This is a genomic window from Arthrobacter sp. ZGTC212, from assembly GCF_002929255.1.
GTDB classification, from domain to species: Bacteria; Actinomycetota; Actinomycetes; order Actinomycetales; family Micrococcaceae; genus Arthrobacter_B; species Arthrobacter_B sunyaminii.
The window spans coordinates 1,157,280-1,178,778 of sequence record NZ_PJIJ01000002.1 but is presented as its reverse complement, the minus strand read 5'-3'; the positions used below and the strand labels follow the sequence as shown (position 1 = coordinate 1,178,778).

Here is a 21,499-nt window from a genome sequence, read left to right as displayed (position 1 = left end):
TAGGGTAGAAGTCGGTGCAATCGCGGGAGTCCTCACCCTAAGAGCAGATAATTGCCAATGTCAATTCGCGCTGAGCTGACTGATTAGCTTTTCGGCCGCATCAGCGTGGAGCACTTCGGTAATTCGTGCTTTTCCGTTGCAATGATCTTCGGACCAGAGCTTAGCTTGAGCCTCTGATGCAAAGGTGACTGCAATTATTTGGTCTTCGAAATCATAAACAGCTACAAACTTCGGGTCATTGATCATTGAGTCCTCAGTCTTATTCCAGAATGAGGACTTTTTGACGGTTCCCGCGTGGGGTTTGTAAAAAGGTTTGGCGCGCGACAGGTGGGGGCGTTCCCAGGCGATGTTCTGCCTGATCACCTTCGCCGGGACACCCGCTGCCACACAGTTGTTAGGCACTGTGCCGGTAACAATTGATCCGAATCCGACAACGCTGCCGTCCCCAATGCTGGCTCCACCCAGGAGTACAGCGCGTTTGGCTACCCACACGTGGTCACCTATTGTAATGTTTTTGGACCAGTTAACCCTGGTTTCGGACTCAACATCGAATATGGCATGACCATCATCCGCCCTTATTTCATTCTCGCTTGCGAGCATGACGTCATTTCCGATAATGACGGATGTCCCCTCGACGGCAGAGATTACACAAGCGTTGGTAGCGGTTACATCGTGTCCCAGACTAACCGTAGAATCTTGACCAACACGGATGAACCCGGAAAATGCCCCAAATTTGTTGCCGGCCATCCGAAATGTGCCATTATCGCAGTCAAAGACTACGTTGAGTTTGGCTAGGCGCACGTCCGACAGGACTTCCATGGTGTTATTTGATCCGGAAAACTCGACTCGCACTCCAGGGATTTCACGGCCTTCATACAGGATCTTGTTGCCATTCGCATCGCTATATGGAGCAAGTGTGTTCAAGGTAACCATTGCAGGATCATAGTATGGTTATATGGGATACACAATGTTGTGACACCTCATGCTCGTATATCCTGCTTCGATCGCAGCCTTCCAATAAAACAACCCAGCAGTGCGAGTGAGCCAGGGCTTTTCTGTTCGGGCGAGGTCACCTAATCCCCAGGAGTCATGTTGGCAGTAGACCACGTATACGTAGCGATGTTTGGGGGGCTGCCAGGGAAACCAACCGGCCTTGCAATGTCAGTATTGCGGCGGGCGGAGGCATTCAGCGAAGCCGGCATCACCACTGAAATGCTAGTCGACCACTTCTACCCGGACTTTGATTTACAGATGCAGGAGCTGAAGGACCGGGGCAGGATTGGGGAAGCTATATCCGTCCGCTATCTCTATCATGATCTTGCGGGCGAGAGCGTCTATGGTGAGGATGTAGGCTATGCCAGCCCGTTGGGAACAAGCGGTTGGGAATACAAGCCAATCCAAGGAAACCCTGATGTGTTGATGGGTAAACTTGACGGGGAATACAGGCAGCGAGTGCTTCTGCGTGGAGAACGTGTACTCTTTATTGATCATTTAGATAACGGCCAGTGGGTATCTCGAGCCTGGCATGACGTAGCTGGGGCCGTTTGTAAAGTCGAACAAATGGGTTCAACAGGACGAGCGCGGACAATTGAATTCATTGATCGAGCTGGAAATTGTTACCTCGAACAATTGCTGGAAGAGGAAAGCCAGCGTGTTATAGGGTGTGAACTTTTCCCGCGCTCTCCGCGCAGTCGCGCCTGCCGAAATATGGTTGAGGTTTTTCAATTTTGGTTGCAGAGTATGGTCTTGGTCGGTGATCCTGCACCAATTATTATATCCGAATACGGTGTGCGACGAGTGGCACTGGAAGCGCTCGAGCAAGAAAACAACGCCTGCGTGATTTATACGATACACAACAGCCATTTGCGGCCACCGTATCATTACGGCAGCGACGTACGGCCGGAGATGGCTGATTTGCTTGGCCACCTTGACCGGTACCATGGCGCAGTGGTTCTTACGGAGGAACAGCGTCAGGACATCTTTAAGCAATATGGTTGGCTAGATTCTGTGCATGTGATTCCGCATTTTGTGCCGTCGACGTCGCAAGGCTCAGAACGGGACGCCATGAAAGTAGTAATGGTAGGCCGTTTTGATCGAATAAAGGGGCAAACCTCAGCTATCCGCGCTTTTAGCCGGGTTGTCCAAATGGTCCCTGCCGCCAAGCTGGTATTCTATGGACGAGGCTCTGAAGAAGAAGCCATGCGGCAGCAGATTCTTGACCTTGGATTGGAGGATTCGGTTTCTATCGCCGGATTCACCGCAAACGCTACTGGGGTATTCCAAGGTGCCAGCATGTCGATAGTTGCTTCTGATTATGAAGGCTTTTGTCTGTCCTTGGCAGAGAGCATGGCTGCGGGATGTATTCCGGTTTCTTATGACATTAAATACGGTCCTCGAGAAATGGTTCAAAACGGCATAAACGGATTCTTGGTTCAACCGGGAAACGTCAAAGAAATGGCGGACGCAATAATTCTGGGGCTTTCCAATCCTGCAAGAGCAGGAATTATGTCTAAGAAAGCAATGAAAATTCAAGATACTCTGTCCAAGCAGAGATTTATGGAGGAGTGGAAAACGGTTTTGAGCCTATCAGTTGCTGCGCGAGATTCTCGAAGCAACATGGCTCAACCACGGTAGGTTACACGCGCAGGAGGTTCTTGATAGACGCCACGCTTCGCGCCGCAGCAGACCCGTCCCCGTAAGGATTCATGGCCTCAGCCATCGAGTTGAAATGGTCAGGGTCGTGCAGCAACCGGTGCACTTCGTGAACGATCCGGTCCTCGTTGGTGCCGATGAGTTTCACGACGCCGGCGTCCACAGCCTCCGGCCGCTCCGTGTTTTCGCGCATCACCAGCACGGGAACACCCAGACTGGGTGCCTCTTCCTGGACCCCGCCGGAATCGGTCAGGATGATGTGTGCCAGTGAGAGCAGCCGGGTGAACTCGCCGTATTCCAGCGGCTCGGTGACTAGAACGTTGGGCAGACCGTCCAACTGGGGGAGCACTGCCTCGCGGACCAATGGATTGGCATGGATCGGCAGGACAATGGTCAGGTCGGGCTCGGCGGCAGCAATGCGGGCCAGAGCACGGCCAATGCCCTGCATGCCTTCGCCCTGATTTTCCCTGCGGTGCGTGGTGACCAGCAAAACCCTGCGGCCGGACTCTGCCAGTTCTTCCAGCTCCGGGTCCTTGAAGGGAACATTCTTTTCCACCGTGGCCAGCAGCGCATCTATGACGGTGTTTCCGGTAACCACGATGTCCGCCGGGTTAATGTTCTCCGCCAGCAGGTTCTGCCGGCTTACCTCCGTGGGCGCCAGATGCAGTGACGCAATCTGCGACGTGATTTTCCGGTTACCTTCCTCAGGGAAGGGAGAAAAGGGATTCCCGCTGCGCAGTCCGGCCTCCACATGGACCACCGGAATGCCGTGGTAGAACGCTGCCATGGCTGCGGCGGTGGAGGTGGTCGTGTCACCCTGGACAATGACGGCGTCCGGTCGGTTTACATTGAAGAGCTTCTCCAGCCCGTCAATGGTTCGGGCAAGGATGCCGTTGAGGGTCTGGCCGGGCTCAAAGATGTTCAGATCATAGTCGGGTTCAATGCCAAACAGGTTGTTGACCTGATCCAGCATTGAGCGGTGCTGGCCGGTCACGGTGACAAAGCAGTCCAGCACGTCAGACTTCTTCAGCGCGGCCACAATCGGCGCCATCTTGATGGCTTCCGGCCTAGTGCCATAAATTGGCATGACAACTGGCATAAATTCCCCGCTTAGCTTGACAACAGCCCGATAACTCGGCTCAGTCTAACCGAAACGCGGTTTAAGAAAACAAGAAGTCGGATCCGGGGCAAATGGAGTACTTTGCGCCTCAGCTCCCCGCGATTACCCGAAAAGGACCAGCAGGGTTATCAGCGTGGGAACGGAAAGGCACACCAGGGTGGTCAGCACCAGGGCAACCAGACGCTTCTTCCGGTACGCCCGGTCCTTCTCGGATTGGGGGGCGCGGCTGCCCGCAGCCGGGCGGGGCAGAGGATCGGTGCGCTTGCCCCGCTCTGTATCTGTCTGCGGTCCAAGGGGGGCGTCCCTCATATGTCTTGCCGCGGCAACGTCCGCGTACCGCTTGTTGGCCATCCCTCAACTTTCCCACATTTATGCAAATCGTTATCGGCGGCGCCAAGGCGGCTGCGGTAGAGTTCCTACTGACCAAACCGGCACGCGGGCAATGACGCCTGGGGTCCGGATCAGCGGCGCCAGCACGGAAACGGAATCACTTTGCAGACCAAAATCACCGCGAACGCACAAGCGCTGAAGCGATGGTTGAGCAACGCCGAAGTGTCTCTGGGCAACCACAGTGACCGGCTGAACGCGATCAACATCTTCCCGGTGGCCGACGGCGACACAGGCACCAACCTGTATCTCACGCTTCGCTCCGCCTCCCGCGCCATCGCCGACATCGACACCGCGGACATCGGTGAACTGCTGGCCATCGCCGGACGCGCGGCCATGGAGGACGCCAAGGGCAACTCGGGCACCCTGCTCTCTGTGTTCCTGACCGCCATGGCTGAACCGCTGCAGGGCAGCACCCGGCTTTCGGCGCCGCTGCTGGCCACGGCTCTTCACCGGGCGCAGCTGCGCTCCTGGTCGGTCCTGAGTGATCCGGTTCCCGGCACCATGCTCTCGGTCCTGGAAGAAGCGGCCCGCGCCGCCATGGATGCGGAAGCCGCACAATCCGGCGATGACAGCAACGTGGGACTGGCCGCCACCCTGCGCGCCGTCATGAATGCCGCCCTCGCCGCCGTCGTCAACACCGAACTCCAGCTGGACGCCCTGACCCAGGCCCGTGTGGTGGATGCCGGGGGAGTCGGGTTCCTGCTGGTGCTGGACGCCCTGCGGGCGTCAGCTCTCGGCGAGGAGCTGCAGGAAGAGCTCCTGGACGGCCTGCACGGCTACGACGTGCAGGCCCCGCACATCCATAGCACCATGCCCCGGATGGAGGGGGTGGAAGTCATGTGCACCATCACGCTGAGCCCGCTGGACGCCGCGACGCTCCGCCTGCAGTTGGATGAGGTGGGAGATTCAGTAATCATGAGTGCCGTAAACGCGGTGGGGGAAGGGTACCGCTGGCGGGTGCACGTCCACACGCCCGACGCAGGCACCGCCATTGACCTGCTGCGCACCGTGGGTGAGCCCATGAACCTGACCGTCACGGAGTTGTCCGCCGACGGACACGAAACCAAGGAAATCATCAGCGAAATCCACGAGGCCCATGAAGTCTAACGTTCCCCCGGAACTGGACTTCCCGCTCGAACGGCGCATAGGCAAGCCCTCCGCCACCAAGCTAGACAAACACCTGGGCCTGAAAACCGTCGGAGATCTGCTGCACCACTTTCCGCGGCGCTACCTGGAACGCGGAGAGCTGACGCCCATCGCGGAAATCCCCTTCGATGAGGACGTCACCCTTATTGCCAGGGTGCAGAGCGCCAACGCCCGGCGCATGCAGACCCGCAAGGGAACCCTCCTTGAAGTGGTGGTCACCGATGACGCCTCCGGAGCCCTGGGCCAGCTGCACCTGACCTTCTTCAACGGCTGGAACGCGCAGAAGGAACTCACCGTGGGTACCCGCGCCATGTTCTCCGGCAAGGTGGGCGTCTACAAGCAGCAGCTCACACTGACCAACCCCAACTACGTGGTGCTTGATGACGAGGCCGACGACGAGGAAATGGCCAAGCGCCCCATCCCCGTCTATCCCGCCACCGCCAAGCTCAACAGCTGGGACATCAAAAAGGCGGTGGACCTGCTGCTGGACACCATGCAGGCCGAACAGCTGCAGGATCCCATTCCCGAGCCCATCCGGAAGACGGAGCATCTGCTGGGTCTGGCCGAGGCCTACGAGAAGATCCACCGGCCCGCGGAAATCGGCGAGGCGTACAAAGCCCGCCACCGGTTCCGCTACCAGGAGGCCCTGGTGCTCCAGACGGCACTGGCCCGCCGCCGCAGCTTCGCAGCCCAGGAAGATGCCACCGCGCGTCCGCCAAAGCCCGGCCGGCTCCTGGACAAGTTCGACGCAGCCCTGCCGTTCACACTCACCGACGGCCAGTTCGCCGTCGGCCGTGAACTCGCCGAGGACCTGGCCCGCCCGCATCCGATGAACCGGCTGCTGCAGGGCGAGGTGGGTTCCGGCAAAACCCTGGTGGCCCTGCGTGCCATGCTTCAGGTGATCGACGCCGGGGGCCAAGCCGCTCTGCTGGCCCCCACCGAGGTGCTCGCGGCGCAGCACTATGAATCCATCACCAAGACTCTGGGCCCGTTGGGGCAGGGCGGACGGCTGGGAAGCGACGACGACGCCACCCGGGTCACGCTGCTGACCGGATCCATGGACACCGGCGGGCGCCGGGCCGCCCTGCTGGACGCCGCGAGCGGCGCCGCCGGCATTGTGATCGGCACCCATGCCCTGCTCTCCGAACACGTGCAGTTCGCGGACCTGGGATTCGTCGTCGTGGACGAACAGCACCGGTTCGGCGTCGAACAGCGGGACGTGCTGCGTACCAAGGGCCGCAGCACTCCGCACCTGCTGGTCATGACCGCCACCCCCATTCCGCGGACCGTGGCCATGACCGTGTTCGGGGACCTGGAAGTCTCCACCCTGACCGAGCTGCCGGCCGGCCGCGCGCCTATCTCCACCTTCATGGCGCCGCTGGCGGAAAAACCGGCCTGGGGCCGGCGCATCTGGGAGCGCGCCCGCGAGGAGATCGACGCCGGGCGGCAGGTGTACGTGGTGTGTCCCAAGATCGGGGACAAGGAAGAAGAACCGGGAACCGACCTGACCCTGCTGGACTACGGCCCGCCCCCGGCAGGAAAAGCGAACAAACCGGATCTGGCTTCCGTCGCCGAGATGTATCAGCAGCTCTCGGAGGCGCCGGCGCTCGCAGGAGTGCGGATCGGAGTGCTGCACGGCCGGTTGGATCCCGTGGACAAGACCGAGACCATGGCGGCGTTCACCCGCGGCGACATCGACCTGCTGATCTCCACCACGGTCATCGAAGTGGGCGTGGACGTACACAACGCCTCCCTCATGGTGATCATGGACGCCGACCGTTTCGGTATTTCCCAGCTTCACCAGCTGCGCGGCCGGGTGGGCCGCGGCGGCCTGCCCGGCACCTGCCTGCTGGTCACGAGGCTGGAACCCGGGCATCCCAGCCGGGAACGGCTGGAGGCAGTGGCATCCACCACCGACGGGTTTGAGCTCTCCCGGCGGGACCTGGAGCTGCGCCGTGAGGGGGACATCCTGGGCGCCTCGCAGTCCGGGGGGCGTTCCACGCTGAAGCTGCTGCGCGCCATTCAGGATGAACCGCTGATCGAAAAGGCCCGAGCCTCCGCCACGGCCCTGGTGGCGGAGGATCCGGACCTGACGGAGCACCCGGCGCTGAACGAGGCTATTGAGGACTATCTGAACCCGGAGAAGGAAGCCTTCCTGGACCGCGGCTAAGCCGTCCGTTACCCCCCCCGCAGGGCAACTGCCAGTGTCCCGGTTCCGAGTCAAAGCCCGATAAAGTGAACCCATGAGCCGCATCATTGCCGGAACCGCCGGCGGAACCTCCCTGACCAGCGTTCCCGGAACAGGAACCCGCCCCACCACGGACCGGGTGAAGGAAGCCCTGTTCTCCCGGCTGGAGTCCTATGACGTCCTCTCCGGCGCTCGCGTGCTGGACCTCTTTGCCGGATCGGGAGCCCTGGGCGTGGAGAGCGCCAGCCGAGGCGCCGTCTCCGTGGACCTGGTGGAGCTCGCGGACAAGGCCGCCGGCACCTGCAAGCAGAACGCCAAACTCATCAACGACGCCGCCGGCCGGTCCGTCGTCAACGTGCACCGAGCCAAGGCCGACACCTACCTGCTGCGCGTTCCGGCGGACGTCACCTGGGACGTAGTGTTCCTGGATCCGCCCTATGACCTGGACGAAGAGGACCTGAACTCCGTGCTGCGGGCCCTGCCCCGGCACCTGGCCGAGGGCGCCGTCGTCGTCCTGGAACGCTCCACGCGCTCACCGGAGCCGGCGTGGCCCGCCGGAATGGAGCGCTTCAGCGAACGCAAGTACGGGGAGACCACGCTGTGGTTCGCGGAGCCGGCGCAGGCAGATGGTGCGCAGGCCGACGACGACGATGCCGGGGATGCACAGGCTGAGGGCGCTTCCTAGGAACCCGACGCGAAGACGTCCAGCCGTTCACCGGTGAGGACGTCGGCCGGATGCGGTCCCGCGGCGAGCAGCTGCGCGGTCCAGTCCTCGGGCCAGGGGAAGGCCGTGGCGGCCAGGACGATGTTGCCCGGATAACGCCCGCTGAACATGGACTTCTCTGCCAGCGCAGCGAGTCCCGCGCCGGGAATTTCGGACATCCCCTCCTGCAGGGCGCGGACCTGGCGGCGGCAAAAAGCCAGCCCGGGATCGTCGCCCACATTCACCAGCAGCACCCCCGCGGGGGAGAGCAGGGCTGCGGCTTCGGCGTAAAACTCGGGCGTGGTCAGGTGCTCCGGTGCGTCCGCCCCGGCAAAGACGTCCAGCACGATGGCGTCAAAGGACCCCGGCTCCCAGCGGGACAGGGCGTCCCGGGCATCTCCAATGACCGTCTCCAGCACGGTCCCCTCCGGCAGCGGCAGATGCGCCAGCACAAAGTCCAGCAGTTCCCGCTCCAGCTCCACGGCCACCTGCCCGGAGCCGGGACGCGTGGCCTGGAGGTAGCGGGTGAGGGTCAGTGCGCCGGCACCCAAGTGCAGGGTCCGCAGCGGTTGCCCGGCGGGGGCGGCCAGGTCCAGCACGTTCCCGATCCGGCGCAGGTACTCGTAGAAGATCTCCTCGGGATGGGCGAGGTTCACGTGCGACTGCTCGGCGCCGCCGATGCTCAGCACCCAGGCGCCGGGGGTGAAGCCGTCCTCAGTAATGGTGGCGTGGGCGCCGATGCCGCGCAGCAGCCGGGACGGGGTCTTGTCCGAAGCAGCCATCAGAGCACCTGCCCCAGCTTCGAAATGCGCTCGGCCGCTTCCTGCAGCACCTCGGTTTTCTTGCAGAACGCGAACCGCAGCAGCGAGCTGGTCCGGCGGGCGCCGTCGTCGTGGCAGAACACTGCCACCGGAATGGCGCCTACCCCCACCAGTTCCGGGAGCCGGCGGGCCAGGGCGGTGGCGTCGGTGATGCCCAGGGGCGCGACGTCGGCATTGACGAAGTAGGTGCCCTGCGGTTCAAAGACGGTCAGACCGGCGGCCCGCAGGCCCTCGCTGAGGACGTCGCGTTTGTTCTGCAGGGTCTTGGCGATGCCGGTGAAGAACTCGTCCTCCATCCCCAGGCCGAGGGCGATGGCGCTCTGGAACGGAGTGCCGGAGCTGTAGCTGAGGAAGGACTTCACCGCGCGGACGGCGGCGACCAGGTCCGCGGGTCCGGACAGCCAGCCGATCTTCCAGCCGGTGAAGGAGAAGGTCTTGCCTGCCGAGGAAATCGTCAGGGTGCGCTCCGCCGCCCCGGGAAGGGTCGCCACCGGAACATGCCGGGGACCGAAGGTCAGGTGCTCGTACACCTCGTCGGTGACGATCACGGTGTTGTACTTGGCGGCAAGCTCCACGATCCGCTGCAGGGTTTCGGCGGGAAACACGGCGCCGGTGGGGTTGTGCGGATTGTTCACCAGCACCACGCGGGTGCGCTCGGTAAAGGAATCCTCCAGGGTTGCCAGGTCCGGCTGGAAATCCGGAGCTCTCAGCGGTGCGGTGGTGTGGGTGGCGCCGCTGAGTCCGATCACCGCCCCGTAGGAGTCGTAGAACGGCTCGAAGGTCAGGACCTCGTCGCCCGGACCGGTGAGCGCGAGCAGGGCGGCGGCAATGGCTTCCGTGGCGCCGGTGCTGACAATGATCTGGGTGTCCGGATCCAGGGTCAGGCCGTAGAAACGTTCCTGATGGGCGGCGACGGCGTTGCGCAGCACCGGAAGGCCCTGGCCCGGAGCGTACTGGTTGGCACCGGCGCTGATCGCCTCGCGGGCTGCTTCGCTGATGACCGAAGGTCCGTCCTCATCCGGGAAGCCCTGGCCCAGGTTGATGGCGTTGTGCTTGCCGGACAGGACCGTGATCTCCTCGAAGATGGTCACCCCCAGGGCCCCGTCCGGACCGAGCAGATTGGCGCCGGCGGCGGTGCGCTGCCAGGGCGGGGTGCCGGAAGCCGAAGCGGAGCGGAGAAGACTGGTGCGGTCGAGAGAGCTCATGCCTACCAGTATTACCTGCTTACACCGGGTAGATTCGACCTATGCGACGCGCTGTATGCCCCGGATCATATGACCCCATCCACAACGGACACGTGGAGGTGATCGCTCGGGCCGCCAGCCTGTTCGATGAAGTCCTCGTAGCGGTGTCCACGAATTACGCCAAGAAATACCGGTTTTCCGGGCCGGAACGGCTGGCTATGGCCCGTGAAACCCTCGGCGGGCTGCGCGGCGTGTCGGTGGTGCCGATGGGGGAGGGCCTGCTGGCGGACTTCTGCCGTGAACACGGCGTGAACGCCATTGTGAAGGGCCTGCGGTCGGTGCAGGACTATCAGTACGAGCTGCCGATGGCTGTCATGAACCGACACCTAACCGGCATCGAGACCGTGTTCCTGCCGGCCGAAAGCCGCTACACGCATCTCTCATCGACCCTGATCAAGGAAGTTTCCTCCCTGGGCGGTGACGTTTCGGAACTGGTGCCCCGCGCCGCGTATCGCCGGCTGTACCAGGAACAGGGCGCTTAGCGGCATGCCGCCGAGGGTCCGCCCGCTGCCCCCGCCCGGGCAGACACCGGAACCCGTGGTCTTCGAGCTGGAATTCCCGGAACTGGCTGGTTCCGGGACGGCGGGCGTCCGGCTTGCGCTGGAGCTCATTGAACTGAACGACGGCGCCGCCGGTCCGCGCACAGCCGTTTCCGTCCGTGCCGTTTCGGTCCGTGCCGTTTCCAAGACCGGCGGGGGAACGGAAAGCCTGTCACCGGATGCCGTCCCCGGCGCGGCGCTGCTCCGTAATGCCCTGCTGGGTGAAGCCGACCTCATCCGTGAAGAGGAGCCCCCGGCGGGACCCGGCACCGAGCGCCACCTGATGGCCTACCTGCCGCCGGATGCCACACCCGAACAGCAATGGGCGGCACTGGAAGATGCCCGGCGGCGGCTCCCGGCCATGCTGGCACCGTCCGCCGCTGTGGCTTCCGGGGTCCGGCAGGTCCCGGAAGGCTGCGTCAATCTGTTGTGGTGGGATGAGCGCCCGAACTTTGGTGACGCCGTCGGGCCCTGGCTGGTCCGGCGGATCAGCGGGCTGAAACCGGTCAACGGATGGCGGCGGCAGCTGGACGTTCCGCCGCTGCTCACCGTGGGCTCCACGGCGGGCTGGCTGGAACAGGACGGCACCCGGGTGTGGGGCACGGGCCTGATGCGGACGCCGGAGCCCGCGGTAATTGAACGCCTGGCCGGACTGCACGGAGTTCGGGTCCATGCCGTTCGCGGCGCACTCACTGCTGCCGAGCTGCGTTCGCAGCTGGGCTGGACTGTCCCTGAGGTTTACGGCGATCCTGCGCTGCTGCTGCCACGCTTCCTACCGGTGCCGGACGGGCAGCCGTCCCAGGGCAAGGTGGCGCTGGTGCCGCATCTGGACCACCGCGGACTGCTTCCGGATTCCGGGGACGCAGGCGTGCATGTTGTGGATGCCCGGCAGGGGATGGAACAGGTGGTTCGGGAGATCGCCGGATCCCGGGCCTGCATCTCCAGCTCGCTGCACGGGATCATTGTGGCGCAGGCCTACGGGGTGCCGTGGGTCTGGGTGCGAATCAGCGACGCCGTGATTGCGGGGGACACCTTCAAATTCCGGGACTTCTTCACCACCCTGGAGGAATCCGCCGTCACCCGCGTGGACGTTACCGCCGCCCAGGCCCGCGCGCTGGATCCGGTGCGTCTCGCCCGCCGCGCGTCTCTGCCGCGGCTGCGTATTTCGCTGGACGCACTGCAGGACGCTTTTCCGTTGCCGCGGCAGGCTTAGATCGCGCTGGCGCAGGCCGGCCGCAGCAGCGCGGCCGCCAGCCCGCCGGTTTCCTCCACAAACCTGTCCAGCCACTGCCTGGCCGACAGATCCGGTTCCGACGCCACCATGGTGACCTTCGCCGTCGTGCATTGGCTGATGTTGGTTTCCGCCCGCAGCAGGTGATAGCGCGAGGTGACCACAATGAGCTCATCCCAGCCGTTGTCCGCGGCCAGGCGGGCGACGGCGCGGGCCTCGCCGCGCGTGGTCATGGGCTCGGGGAAGAAACAGGTCACGGCGGCGCTGGCGGGGTCCTCGGTGACCGTGTCGCCCGCCATGTAGTCGCAGTACTGATCCGTCATCACGTTCCCCGGGGTCTCCGTGCTGGAAAGGATCAGTTCCGGAGCTGCGTCCTCGCGGATCAGCTCCCGCCCCACCGGAAAGCGCTCGGAGGCTGCGCCGGCAAGGACCACAACGGCGTCGGCCTTTACCGGACCGTCTGCGGAAGCGGCCTGCGGATAGAAGAAGAGGTTGGCGGCGGCGAAAAGCCAGATCAGCAGGACCGAAACCACGCCGGCCACCGCCGCATCCACGCTCCGGGGAACTCCGCGCTGCAGCCGGAGCACCAGGCGGTGCGGCAGGGCGCGGAGGGAGGACGGCATTCCGTCAGCCTATGCGAGCAGGACGCCTCCCGGTAAACCGACTGCCGCTTGGCCTGTAAACTGGAATGAGCAGCCCGTGCCCGGCCCGATTTGGTGCTTGGTGCGGCGCAGTTTGAGAGAATCGGCCGTATCAGGCTAAGATGATATGTCGGTCTATGTTCTACAGGAGTTCTCATTAGCGTTCAGTCGCGGATTAATCCGGGTTCGTCGCCCTTGACCATTAGTGTCAAGGATCTCGGGCGCAGCCCGGGAGTCATGCGGACTATGCATGAACATGTTCCGGCACCGAAGGACTTCGGTGTTGCGCTTATCGGCGTGCCGGAAGGAGCAGATCTCGATCTGGACCTGAGGTTCGAAGCCGTGCACGAGGGGATTTTAGTATCCGGAACCGTCATCGCTCCCGTTCAGGGAGAATGCGGACGGTGCCTGAAGCCCATCGCGTACGACGAAGAAGTCGATGTGCAGGAACTCTTCTACTACGAGGACGCTGAGTCTTTCGGAACAGAAGAGGAAGAAGAGCAACACCGGATCGAGCGAGATGTCATCGATCTTGAGCCGGTTTTGCGGGACGCAGTGGTCACCACCCTGCCGTTCCAGCCGGTGTGCCGGGAGGACTGCGAAGGCCTTTGCTCCGAATGCGGAGCGCGCCTTGAGGAGGATCCGGGTCACCACCACCAAACAGTGGATCCTCGCTGGGCAGCCCTCTCCGGGCTGGCTGGCAGCGCCGCAGACAATTCTGCGGCAACAAGTACAGAGTCAGACGAGAGAGAAGAGAGTTAGTCGTGGCTGTTCCCAAGCGGAAAATGTCCCGCTCGAATACGCGTGCACGCCGGTCCCAGTGGAAGGCAACTGCCCCCAACCTGGTGAAGACCGTTGAGAACGGCCGCGTTACCTACAGCCTGCCTCACCAGGCCAAGGTCGTGACCGACTCAGCTGGTACCGCGCTGTTCCTTGAATACAAGGGCCGCAAGGTAGCGGACGTCTAAAACAGTGTTCCTTTCCCGGTGCGGCCAGCCGGACCGGGACTTGAATACTGCTTTTCGGGTCAGAACCAAAAAGTGAAGAATACTGAAGAGCTTCTGAAGCGTCTCGGTGTCGATATCGACGCCGGGACGCTTCGTCTTGCCCTCACGCACCGCTCCTACGCTTACGAGCAGGGCGGCATCCCCACGAACGAACGCCTCGAGTTCCTGGGTGACTCCATCCTGGGCTTCTCCGTCACCGACGCGCTGTACCGGGACAACCCGGAGCTGTCCGAGGGCGATCTGGCCAAGCGCCGCGCCGCCGTCGTCAGCACCCGTGCTTTGGCCGGTGTTGCCCGCGACCTTGAACTGGGACAGTACATTCTGCTGGGCCAGGGCGAGAAGCTGACCAACGGCCGGGACAAGTCCTCCATTCTGGCGGACACCACCGAGGCCCTGATCGGCGCCGTCTACCTCTGCCACGGGATGGAAACCGCCCGGGCCATGGTGATGCGCCTGATCGGTCCGCTGCTGCGCAACGCCGAGGCCCTGGGCGCCGGCACCGACTGGAAGACCAGCATCCAGGAGATCGCCGCCAGCCGGAAACTCGGCGACATCCACTACGAGGTCACCGGCTCCGGCCCCGACCATTCCCGCAGCTTCGTTGCCGTGCTCAACATCGGCGACAAGGCCTACGGTTCCGGTGTGGGGCACTCCAAGAAGGAAGCGGAGCAGGAAGCCGCCGCCGCCACCTGGAAGATCATCTGCCCCTCAGGCAGCACGGCCGCCGGAGCCTAGCTCCGTGCCCGAACTGCCCGAAGTGGAAGTGGTCCGCCGCGGACTGGCCTCATGGGTCCGCGGCCGGACCATCACCGGCGTCGACATCCTCGATCCCCGCTCCGTGCGGCGCCACCCCGCCGGTCCCGAGGACCTTGTCGGCAACCTTGAGGGTGCGGTGGTCACCGACGTCGTGCGCCGCGGCAAATTCCTGTGGATGCCGCTGGTGGAAGCTTCCGTTGTCGACGCTGTTCAGGACGCGCACGACGACGGCGTTCCCCGCCTGGCGCTGATGGCGCACCTGGGCATGAGCGGACAGTTGCTGATGGAAGATCCGCACCTGCCCGACGAGAAACACCTCAAAGTCCGGTTTACGCTCAGCCCCGCAGTGACTGCCGACGGGACCCCCATGCCTTCCGAGCTGCGCTTTGTGGACCAGCGGATTTTCGGGGGAGTCTTCCTCACCGACCTGCTGCCGACTCCCGACGGAGCTCCCGGCGGTTTGTCCGAGACTGAGCTGCCGCTGATTCCGGAGGAAGCTGCCCATATTGCCCGCGATCCGCTGGACCCGGCGTTCTCCTTCGACGAGTTCTACGCCCGGCTGCGCAGGCGGCGGACCGGCATCAAGCGTGCCTTACTGGACCAGGGCCTGATCTCCGGCGTCGGCAACATCTACGCGGACGAGGCCCTCTGGGCTGCGAAGCTGCACTTTGCCCGGCCGACCGACACCATGCGGCGTGCCGACGCGCTGCGCCTGGTCGAGTCCGCCCGCGATGTCATGACCCGGGCGCTGGCCGCCGGCGGAACCAGCTTCGACTCCCTGTACGTCAACGTCAACGGGGCATCCGGTTACTTCTCCCGGTCCTTGAACGCCTACGGCCGGGAGGGCGAACCGTGTCCCCGGTGTGCCGCCGTCGGGCTCTCCACGCTGATCCGGCGCGATTCGTTCATGAACCGTTCCTCGTACAGCTGTCCGGTTTGCCAGCCGAGGCCCCGCAACGGCCGCTGGTAGGAGCTTTTAGCGGCTGGGCGGCTTCCCGCTGTCTCTTGCTCTGCTGTGGTCCGCCCGCTACTCAGAATCCGTCGAACAGATAACGGGCTTATCCGACGGACTTAGGCCCGTTATCTGTACAACGGACGCCACCTGCAGGCGGTTTCGATCCTTCGTGCAGATCACGGGACTTTGAAAAGTGCAGATTCTGGGATCAAACGGGCGAAAATGGCCTGAATGAGCCCGTTAGCTGCACGAAGGATTTCGGGACACCGGGAATGAGCCCGTTAGCTGCACGATGAATTCCCGAGAAGCCGCAATAAGCCCGCTATGTGCACGAAGGATTCCCCGCCGAGTGCAAGCCACCACTCACCGGCCCGGATCAACCGCAGTCAGGCCCCGCGCAGCTCCGCCAGGACGCCGTCGGTGAACGGCGGCCATACCTCTGCCGCCCAGGGACCGAAGTCCCGGTCCGTGAGGGCGACGGCGGCAGCACCGGCGTCGGGGTCCACCCACAGGAACGTGCCGGCCTGGCCGAAGTGCCCGAACGTCCGGGGAGAGCTGTTCGCGCCGGTCCAGTGCGGAGACTTGGAATCGCGGATCTCGAAGCCCAGCCCCCAGTCGTTCTCCTTCTGCCGGCCGAAACCGGGAAGGACACCGGCCAGGCCGGGGAACACCACGGTGGTTGCCTCGGCCAGACGGCCGGGAGCCGTGAGCACCGGGTTCTGCAGTTCGGCGGCGAAACGGGACAGGTCCGCCACGGTGGAGACCGCGCCGGCAGCAGGGGAACCCTCCAATGCAGTGGACGTCATGCCCAGGGGAGCCAGCACGCCCTCGCGCAGGTACTCCGCCATGGAAATGCCCGTGGCTTCCTCCAGGGTTTCGCCCAGCACCTCGAAGCCAGCGTTCGAATACAGGCGCCGGGTGCCCGGTGCGTAGCGGACGGTGCGGTCGGCGAAGTCATACCCGGCCGAATGCGCCAGCAGATGCCGCACGGTGGAGCTCTCCGGCCCGGCGGGCTGGTCCAGTTCCAGCGCCCCTTCGTCCAGGGCCACCAGCATGCTGTACGCCGTCAGGAGCTTGGTGACCGAGGCCAGCGGAAAGCGCCGCTCGACGTCGCCATGCGTGCCGGCCACGCTGCCGTCGGCCAGAATGACGGCAGCGGCGGCATGCTCGACCGGCCAGTTCTCAATAACCTTGACGCTGTCCATGGGGTTCCTCTGCAGTGAAGCGGTCGTGACGTAACGGTTGGCTGACGCAGCCGGCGCAGTTAGGCCGAGGCGCCGCCGTAGTGGGCAGCGAGCCGGCGCATGCCGTCCTCCACCGTAACCTCCGGCGTCCAGTCCAGCACTTCGCGGGTGCGGCGCTGGTCAAACCAGTGCGACGTGGAGAGCTGCTCGGCGAGGAAACGCGTCATGGGCGGCTCGTCGTGCACCAGTCCGCGGGTTCCGGCGGCCAGCCAGGCACGTTCAATGACGGATCCGGCACCGCGGGCCAGCCAGCCGGGAACACTCCACGCCGGCGGGGTGACGCCGGCGGTGGTGCAGATGCCCGCCAGCAGTTCCCCCACCGGGCGGGGCTGGCCGTTGGTCACCACCAGCGCCTGCCCGTGTGCGTGGTCCATGCGTTCGAGTCCGCGGACAATGGCGGCCGCGGCGTTGGCAATGTACGTGGTGTCGATCAGCGCGGTGCCGCCGTTGAGCAGCGGCAGCCGGCCGGACCGCGCGCGGTCGATGACCCGCTCCACCAGCTGCGTATCGCCCGGCCCCCACACAATATGCGGGCGGATAGCTCCCACGCGGAACGACGGCGAATCCTCCGCCAGCGCCAGCAGCTCGGCCGCGGCCTTGGACCGGGCATAGAAGCCGCGTGCCCGCTCGGGGTCGGCCGTACCTGCACCGGCGCCGGCAATGGGCTCACCGAAATGTGCCACGGACGGAGAGGAGACAAACACGAAATCCCGGACCCCGGCACCCTTCGCCGCATCGATCAGCGTGCGCGTTCCGGTGATGTTGGTGTCCACGAAGTCCTGCCACTCGCCGGTGAAGGAAACCTTCGCGGCCAGATGCACGACGGCGTCCATCCCCGCCACGGCGCGCGCTGCGGCCGCCGGGTCGGAGACGGAACCGGCGACGGACTCCATACCAACAGTCCCGCTTCCGGACATCGGTGTGCGCTGCAGGGTCCGGACCGTATGGCCCTTCTCCGCCAGCAGCCGGGCCACGGCGCCGCCGAGCAGGCCACTGGCACCGGTCACCAGGACCCGCCGCGGTGCAGCAGAGTTGGGAACAGAGCTCATTTGCGTCCGCCCGTGCCCGGCACCTTGGCGCTTCCGCCGGCCAGGATCGTCTCCGCCCAGCCCGCCAGGGCCGTGCGGTCAATCTTGGAATTATGCCGGATATCGGTGGGCATGGCCGGCAGCACCAGGACCGCCGCCAGCTCCAGCCCGGCGCCGGCGGCAACAGCGGTCCGCACAGCGGCGGCAAGATCCTGCGGGGCAGTACCGGGACGGCGGACGGGGTCGGTCAGTTCCAGCACGGCCACCGGTACCTGTGCTCCGGCCGGTCCCACGCCGACGACGGCGGCACGGCCCACAGCAGCCACGGACTCCGCGGCCTGTTCGGCGGCGACAGGGGTGACCACGCCGCCGGGCGTGGTCAGGATGTGGCCGAGGCGGCCTTCCACCCAGAGCCGGCCCTGCTCGTCCAGATGCCCGACGTCGCCGGTGCGGTGCCAGCCCGGCAGCGACGAACTCTTGGACTCAGTGATCCAGAGGCGGTCGTAACGGTCCTTGACGTGCGGGGCGGAGACCAGGATTTCGCCGGTGAGGTTCGGTTCCACCAGCGGTGTGTCGCCAACGGTTCCGTCGGGTGACAGGGCGGCGATGGCCACCTGCGCTTCGGATACCGGGGTGCCCACGCAGACACCGTTGCCGGCACCGGCGGCCCGGATGCCGTCCAAGCTGATGTCGGTCACCGGCAGCGCTTCGGTCATTCCGTACGGGGTGTGCAGCTCGGCGTTGGGCGTCAGGGCGGAGACCCGTGCCAGCAGCGGTTCGGGAATGGGCGCTCCGGCGGAGAGCAGAAGTTCCACCTGCTGCAGTGCCTTGCGCTGGTCCTCGGTCAGGTCCCCGGAGGTGGCCAGCACATTTCCCAGAGCCGCGGGAGACGCGAACACTGTGGTCGCGTTGACGGCGGCAGCGGCGTCGGCCAATGCAGCAGCGGTGAGGGTGCGGGGCGAGGTGACGTCCATGTCCGGGGTGACGGACGTGGCGCCCAGCGCCGGTCCCAGCAGGGCAAACGGCGCAAACCCGGCCACCAGCGAGGTGCCGGCCTGCAGGTTATAGGTGTTCTTGAGGGCATCGCGCATGGCGGTGAGCTGGCGGTGCGTGTACACCACGCCCTTGGCCGGGCCCGTGGAGCCGGAGGTGAAGAGCACGGCGGCGTCGGCGTCGGGATCGGTGCGCAGCCACGGCTCGTCGGGGTCCTTGCCGGCAGTGGCGTCCTTGCCGGCGGCGATCAGTTCGGGCACGGAGTGCTTGACGCCCAGCAGACGGGCCTTGGCGGGGGACAGCGTTTCGGCGCTGATCCGGATGCCCGGCCAGCCGAAAAGACGCGCACCGGTCAGGGCGCGTTCGATGCCGACGATGTATGCCGGTCCGGCGCCCTTGATGGCGCGGCCCATGCCCTTGGTGCCCAGTCCGGCGTCGGCGACGACGATGACGGCGCCCAGCCGCAGGCAGGCATAAATCAGCGAGGTCAGTTCAATGCCCGGCGGCACGAGCAGGTTGACGCGGTCCCCGGCACGGACGCCGGCGGCGGACAGGCCGGCGGCCAGCTGGTTGACCCTGGCCGCGAGCTCCGCCCAGGACAGGGTGGCCGGCGGAGTGCCGGCCGGTGCGCCCAGCGGGGCCATGTCGACGACGGCGGGGGAGGAGTCGCCGTCGCGTTCGTCCAATTCGGCCAGCATGGGCCGGAAGACGGACAGGCCGGCAACATTGCGGTCGCGGATTTCCCGGTTTTCGGTGCCCGGGCCCTTCTCCAGCCAGCTGAAGACAGGCGCGGTGATGTCCACGTCTTCGGGCAGCAGGTGGCTGGCTCCTTCGAAGCGGTGCACGTCGGCCTGGGGCAGGCGGTCCATCAGGTCCCGAAGGTAGCGGTCCGAGAACACCGGGTCCTTGGGTCCCCACAGCAGCAGCGCGGGCACGTCCAGGCGCTTGATGCCGTCGGCCACCCGGTTCAGGGTGCGCCAGCTCGGATGCGTGGAGTCGGCCGGGATGTCGGCGACAAAGTTGGCGACACCCTTCCGCCGGGCGGAGCCGCGGTACGGTGCGGCGAAGGCGGCCCGTACGTCCGGAGCCAGCGCCGGCTGGGCCAGGGAGTGCGTGACCCGGATGAACGCGTCAGTGGTTTGGGTGCCCCAGCCGTGGACGGCCGGATGCAGGGCAAGGCGCAGTGGGGGCGGCACATCGAAGCCGGCCGGATGCACCGCGGTGTTGGTCAGGATGATCCCGGCGAGCTGGCTGCGGTGCTTCAGCGCCCAGCCCAGGGAGATGACACCGCCCCAGTCATGGCCCACGGTGATGACTTTGCCGGTCAGGCCCATCGCGTCCGTGAGGTCCCCGAGGTCCGTGATGCGGTCCTCGAGCCGGCGGAAGGCGCCGGTCCGGGCGGAGAAGCCCATGTCCAGCTGGTCGACGGCGATGACCCGCCACGGCTGCTCAGCTTCCGAGCCGGCAGCGAGCAGGCTGCGCCAGAGGTAGGACCAGGTGGGGTTTCCGTGGACGCACAGCAGGGTGCCGGCGGGTTCGACGCCGCGGGCGGCCAGCTCCGGGCCGTTGTCCAGCACGTGCCACTTGTGAACGGTTTCGGGACGGTCAACGGCCGCCGTCGAGGGCACCTGGACGAAGGAAGACCAGGATTCCGGGACACCGGGCCAGAGCTGCGCTACCACGCAATCTCCATCATGGTGGTGTTCAGGCCCGAGCCCACGCCCATGCACAGCACCCGGTCGCCCGGGTTCAGCGTCCGGGCTTCCTGGGCCAGGGTCATCGGCAGTGATGCCGGTCCCACGTTGCCCCAGCGCGGGAACGTAATGGGAACCCGTTCCCGGACCAGGTCCACGGCCTTGATGATGGCGTTGGTGTACGAGTTGGAGACCTGGTGGGTGACATAGCGGTCCATGGAACGCCAGTCCCAGCCCTTGTCATCATGGGCCTCGTTCCAGGCGTCCACCACCAGTTCCAGGCCGCCGTCCAGCAGGCCCTTGGTGTCCGTATACATGCCGTCAACACCGCCTACGCACAGTTCATGGTGCTGGGTGCCGGCCCGGGAAACTCCGCCCACAATGCGGTGCGAGCCCGGATGATCGTCGGCGCGTCCAATCACAGCGGCAGCGGCGCCGGAGCCCAGGGTGAGCGTGGCGAACTCGCGCAGGTAGTCCTGGCGGGTGGAATCGGGGCTGTTCAGCCGCTTGAAGGTGGCTTCCTGGGTGCCCTGCGCGTCCTCGCCGGCAACAATCAGGGCGTACTTGATCTGGCCGGATTCGATCATGTTCGCGGCCATGGTGATGCCGTTGACGAAGCCCAGGCACGCGTTGGCCAGGTCAAAGTTCAGGGCGGAGGACGGCAGCCCGAGCTGGTGGTGGATTTTCACGGCCACGGAGGGCTCAAGGTTCCGCCGCGTGACCGAGGTGTTAATGAGCAGCCCGATTTCAGACGGTTCGACGCCGGCCTCGGCAATCGCCTTGGCGCCCGCTTCGATGGCGGCGTCGTCAAAATTGGTCCCGGGGGACCACCAGCGCCGTTCACTGACACCGGCCACCCGCTCCAGCAGCCGTTTGGAGAGCCTTAGCCGTTTCAGCGACGGCGCCAGCCGTTCATCGAATTCGGCTGAGGTCATAACTACCGGTGCTTCAACGCTTGTGACGCTGAGAAGAGCCGTGTTGTTGTGCTGGAAGTTGAAGTTCCCGGTCAAAATGCCTGCCTTGTCTCCTGCTGAAGTGATCGCGCTGGCGGGCTGGAGGCAGCCTGCATCCACGGTTTGATTCACTTATTCCTTAGAGAATCCTACGTTCCCCCTGAGGCCAAAGGGACGTGCAGGCCGTGATTACG

At 64.8% G+C, this 21,499-nt stretch carries 20 protein-coding genes; 10 read left to right on the top strand and 10 right to left on the bottom strand.

The window, feature by feature from the left end:
* Positions 1-60: 60 nt before the first annotated feature.
* Positions 61-933: an acyltransferase gene (locus CXQ89_RS12150; protein ID WP_104161368.1), complete on the bottom strand. Its 873-nt coding sequence runs from the start codon at positions 931-933 to the stop codon at positions 61-63.
* Positions 934-1,089: 156 nt separating this feature from the next.
* Here CXQ89_RS12150 and CXQ89_RS12145 point away from each other — a divergent pair, with 156 nt between their 5' ends.
* Entirely contained in the window at positions 1,090-2,634 is a 1,545-nt protein-coding gene (locus tag CXQ89_RS12145; protein WP_104161367.1) for a glycosyltransferase, read from the top strand.
* Between the two features lies 1 nt (position 2,635).
* Here the strand turns inward: CXQ89_RS12145 and wecB are convergent, their stop codons facing one another.
* A complete protein-coding gene (gene wecB / locus CXQ89_RS12140) occupies positions 2,636-3,751 on the bottom strand; it encodes a non-hydrolyzing UDP-N-acetylglucosamine 2-epimerase (RefSeq protein ID WP_104161366.1) in 1,116 nt (371 codons plus the stop codon).
* Between the two features lie 123 nt (positions 3,752-3,874).
* A complete protein-coding gene (locus tag CXQ89_RS12135) occupies positions 3,875-4,123 on the bottom strand; it encodes a hypothetical protein (protein WP_104053812.1) in 249 nt (82 codons plus the stop codon).
* Between the two features lie 141 nt (positions 4,124-4,264).
* Here CXQ89_RS12135 and CXQ89_RS12130 point away from each other — a divergent pair, with 141 nt between their 5' ends.
* The 3 genes from CXQ89_RS12130 to rsmD all read left to right on the top strand — a co-directional run bounded on the left by CXQ89_RS12130 (position 4,265) and on the right by rsmD (position 8,181).
* Positions 4,265-5,269: a DAK2 domain-containing protein gene (locus CXQ89_RS12130; RefSeq protein WP_258060068.1), complete on the top strand. Its 1,005-nt coding sequence runs from the start codon at positions 4,265-4,267 to the stop codon at positions 5,267-5,269.
* The gene (gene recG / locus CXQ89_RS12125; RefSeq protein ID WP_104161365.1) at positions 5,259-7,478 is read left to right on the top strand and encodes an ATP-dependent DNA helicase RecG; all 2,220 of its coding nucleotides are present in this window, start codon (positions 5,259-5,261) and stop codon (positions 7,476-7,478) included. Before CXQ89_RS12130 ends, recG begins: the two co-directional genes overlap by 11 nt.
* Positions 7,479-7,551: 73 nt before the next feature.
* Positions 7,552-8,181, top strand: coding sequence for a 16S rRNA (guanine(966)-N(2))-methyltransferase RsmD (gene rsmD / locus CXQ89_RS12120; RefSeq protein WP_104161364.1), 630 nt, complete (start codon positions 7,552-7,554; stop codon positions 8,179-8,181).
* Here rsmD and CXQ89_RS12115 read toward each other — a convergent pair.
* Positions 8,178-8,981: a spermidine synthase gene (locus CXQ89_RS12115; RefSeq protein WP_104161363.1), complete on the bottom strand. Its 804-nt coding sequence runs from the start codon at positions 8,979-8,981 to the stop codon at positions 8,178-8,180. The genes rsmD and CXQ89_RS12115 overlap by 4 nt on opposite strands.
* On the bottom strand, positions 8,981-10,225 hold the full coding sequence (locus tag CXQ89_RS12110; RefSeq protein ID WP_104161362.1) for an aminotransferase class I/II-fold pyridoxal phosphate-dependent enzyme: 1,245 nt from the start codon (positions 10,223-10,225) through the stop codon (positions 8,981-8,983). Before CXQ89_RS12110 ends, CXQ89_RS12115 begins: the two co-directional genes overlap by 1 nt.
* A 41-nt stretch (positions 10,226-10,266) precedes the next feature.
* Here CXQ89_RS12110 and coaD point away from each other — a divergent pair, with 41 nt between their 5' ends.
* Together coaD and CXQ89_RS12100 are read left to right on the top strand one after the other, a co-directional pair.
* The gene (gene coaD / locus CXQ89_RS12105; RefSeq protein ID WP_104053817.1) at positions 10,267-10,746 is read left to right on the top strand and encodes a pantetheine-phosphate adenylyltransferase; all 480 of its coding nucleotides are present in this window, start codon (positions 10,267-10,269) and stop codon (positions 10,744-10,746) included.
* Between the two features lie 4 nt (positions 10,747-10,750).
* On the top strand, positions 10,751-12,016 hold the full coding sequence (locus CXQ89_RS12100; RefSeq protein ID WP_104161361.1) for a polysaccharide pyruvyl transferase family protein: 1,266 nt from the start codon (positions 10,751-10,753) through the stop codon (positions 12,014-12,016).
* Here CXQ89_RS12100 and CXQ89_RS12095 read toward each other — a convergent pair.
* Complete coding sequence (locus CXQ89_RS12095) at positions 12,013-12,657, bottom strand: YdcF family protein (RefSeq protein WP_104161360.1); 645 nt, start codon at positions 12,655-12,657, stop codon at positions 12,013-12,015. The two genes, CXQ89_RS12100 and CXQ89_RS12095, sit on opposite strands and share 4 nt — an antisense overlap.
* 213 nt (positions 12,658-12,870) lie before the next feature.
* Between CXQ89_RS12095 and CXQ89_RS12090 the strand changes: the two genes are divergently transcribed.
* The 4 genes from CXQ89_RS12090 (at position 12,871) to mutM (ending at position 15,408) form a co-directional block, all read left to right on the top strand.
* Entirely contained in the window at positions 12,871-13,437 is a 567-nt protein-coding gene (locus tag CXQ89_RS12090) for a DUF177 domain-containing protein (protein ID WP_104053820.1), read from the top strand.
* A gap of 2 nt (positions 13,438-13,439) precedes the next feature.
* Positions 13,440-13,643, top strand: a complete 204-nt coding sequence (rpmF, locus tag CXQ89_RS12085; protein WP_055240805.1) for a 50S ribosomal protein L32 — start codon at positions 13,440-13,442, stop codon at positions 13,641-13,643.
* Positions 13,644-13,715: 72 nt separating this feature from the next.
* Positions 13,716-14,417 (top strand): ribonuclease III, encoded by a 702-nt coding sequence (gene rnc, locus CXQ89_RS12080; protein ID WP_104054769.1) that lies wholly within the window; start codon positions 13,716-13,718, stop codon positions 14,415-14,417.
* 4 nt (positions 14,418-14,421) lie between these two features.
* Complete coding sequence (mutM, locus tag CXQ89_RS12075) at positions 14,422-15,408, top strand: bifunctional DNA-formamidopyrimidine glycosylase/DNA-(apurinic or apyrimidinic site) lyase (RefSeq protein ID WP_104161359.1); 987 nt, start codon at positions 14,422-14,424, stop codon at positions 15,406-15,408.
* Between the two features lie 371 nt (positions 15,409-15,779).
* On the opposite strand, the gene CXQ89_RS12070 is transcribed toward mutM, so the two are convergent.
* Genes CXQ89_RS12070 through CXQ89_RS12055 form a run of 4 tightly spaced genes read right to left on the bottom strand, consistent with a single transcriptional unit; the run spans position 15,780 to position 21,362 of the window.
* On the bottom strand, positions 15,780-16,598 hold the full coding sequence (locus CXQ89_RS12070) for a serine hydrolase (RefSeq protein ID WP_104161358.1): 819 nt from the start codon (positions 16,596-16,598) through the stop codon (positions 15,780-15,782).
* Positions 16,599-16,657: 59 nt separating this feature from the next.
* The gene (locus CXQ89_RS12065; protein WP_104161357.1) at positions 16,658-17,686 is read right to left on the bottom strand and encodes an NAD(P)-dependent oxidoreductase; all 1,029 of its coding nucleotides are present in this window, start codon (positions 17,684-17,686) and stop codon (positions 16,658-16,660) included.
* The gene (locus CXQ89_RS12060; RefSeq protein ID WP_104161356.1) at positions 17,683-20,340 is read right to left on the bottom strand and encodes an alpha/beta fold hydrolase; all 2,658 of its coding nucleotides are present in this window, start codon (positions 20,338-20,340) and stop codon (positions 17,683-17,685) included. The genes CXQ89_RS12065 and CXQ89_RS12060 overlap by 4 nt, the downstream gene beginning before the upstream one ends.
* Positions 20,334-21,362, bottom strand: a complete 1,029-nt coding sequence (locus tag CXQ89_RS12055) for a 3-oxoacyl-ACP synthase III (RefSeq protein WP_104054770.1) — start codon at positions 21,360-21,362, stop codon at positions 20,334-20,336. Before CXQ89_RS12055 ends, CXQ89_RS12060 begins: the two co-directional genes overlap by 7 nt.
* Between the last annotated feature and the right edge of the window lie 137 nt (positions 21,363-21,499).

What these genes read in the sequence shown, in the direction of transcription:
- CXQ89_RS12150 (WP_104161368.1), bottom strand. Translation starts at nt 933, where the DNA reads ATGGTTACCTTGAACACACTTGCTCCATATAGCGATGCGAATGGCAAC.
- CXQ89_RS12145 (WP_104161367.1), top strand. Translation starts at nt 1,090, where the DNA reads ATGTTGGCAGTAGACCACGTATACGTAGCGATGTTTGGGGGGCTGCCA.
- wecB (WP_104161366.1), bottom strand. Translation starts at nt 3,751, where the DNA reads ATGCCAGTTGTCATGCCAATTTATGGCACTAGGCCGGAAGCCATCAAG.
- CXQ89_RS12135 (WP_104053812.1), bottom strand. Translation starts at nt 4,123, where the DNA reads ATGGCCAACAAGCGGTACGCGGACGTTGCCGCGGCAAGACATATGAGG.
- recG (WP_104161365.1), top strand. Translation starts at nt 5,259, where the DNA reads ATGAAGTCTAACGTTCCCCCGGAACTGGACTTCCCGCTCGAACGGCGC.
- rsmD (WP_104161364.1), top strand. Translation starts at nt 7,552, where the DNA reads ATGAGCCGCATCATTGCCGGAACCGCCGGCGGAACCTCCCTGACCAGC.
- CXQ89_RS12115 (WP_104161363.1), bottom strand. Translation starts at nt 8,981, where the DNA reads ATGGCTGCTTCGGACAAGACCCCGTCCCGGCTGCTGCGCGGCATCGGC.
- CXQ89_RS12110 (WP_104161362.1), bottom strand. Translation starts at nt 10,225, where the DNA reads ATGAGCTCTCTCGACCGCACCAGTCTTCTCCGCTCCGCTTCGGCTTCC.
- coaD (WP_104053817.1), top strand. Translation starts at nt 10,267, where the DNA reads ATGCGACGCGCTGTATGCCCCGGATCATATGACCCCATCCACAACGGA.
- CXQ89_RS12100 (WP_104161361.1), top strand. Translation starts at nt 10,751, where the DNA reads ATGCCGCCGAGGGTCCGCCCGCTGCCCCCGCCCGGGCAGACACCGGAA.
- CXQ89_RS12095 (WP_104161360.1), bottom strand. Translation starts at nt 12,657, where the DNA reads ATGCCGTCCTCCCTCCGCGCCCTGCCGCACCGCCTGGTGCTCCGGCTG.
- CXQ89_RS12070 (WP_104161358.1), bottom strand. Translation starts at nt 16,598, where the DNA reads ATGGACAGCGTCAAGGTTATTGAGAACTGGCCGGTCGAGCATGCCGCC.
- CXQ89_RS12065 (WP_104161357.1), bottom strand. Translation starts at nt 17,686, where the DNA reads ATGAGCTCTGTTCCCAACTCTGCTGCACCGCGGCGGGTCCTGGTGACC.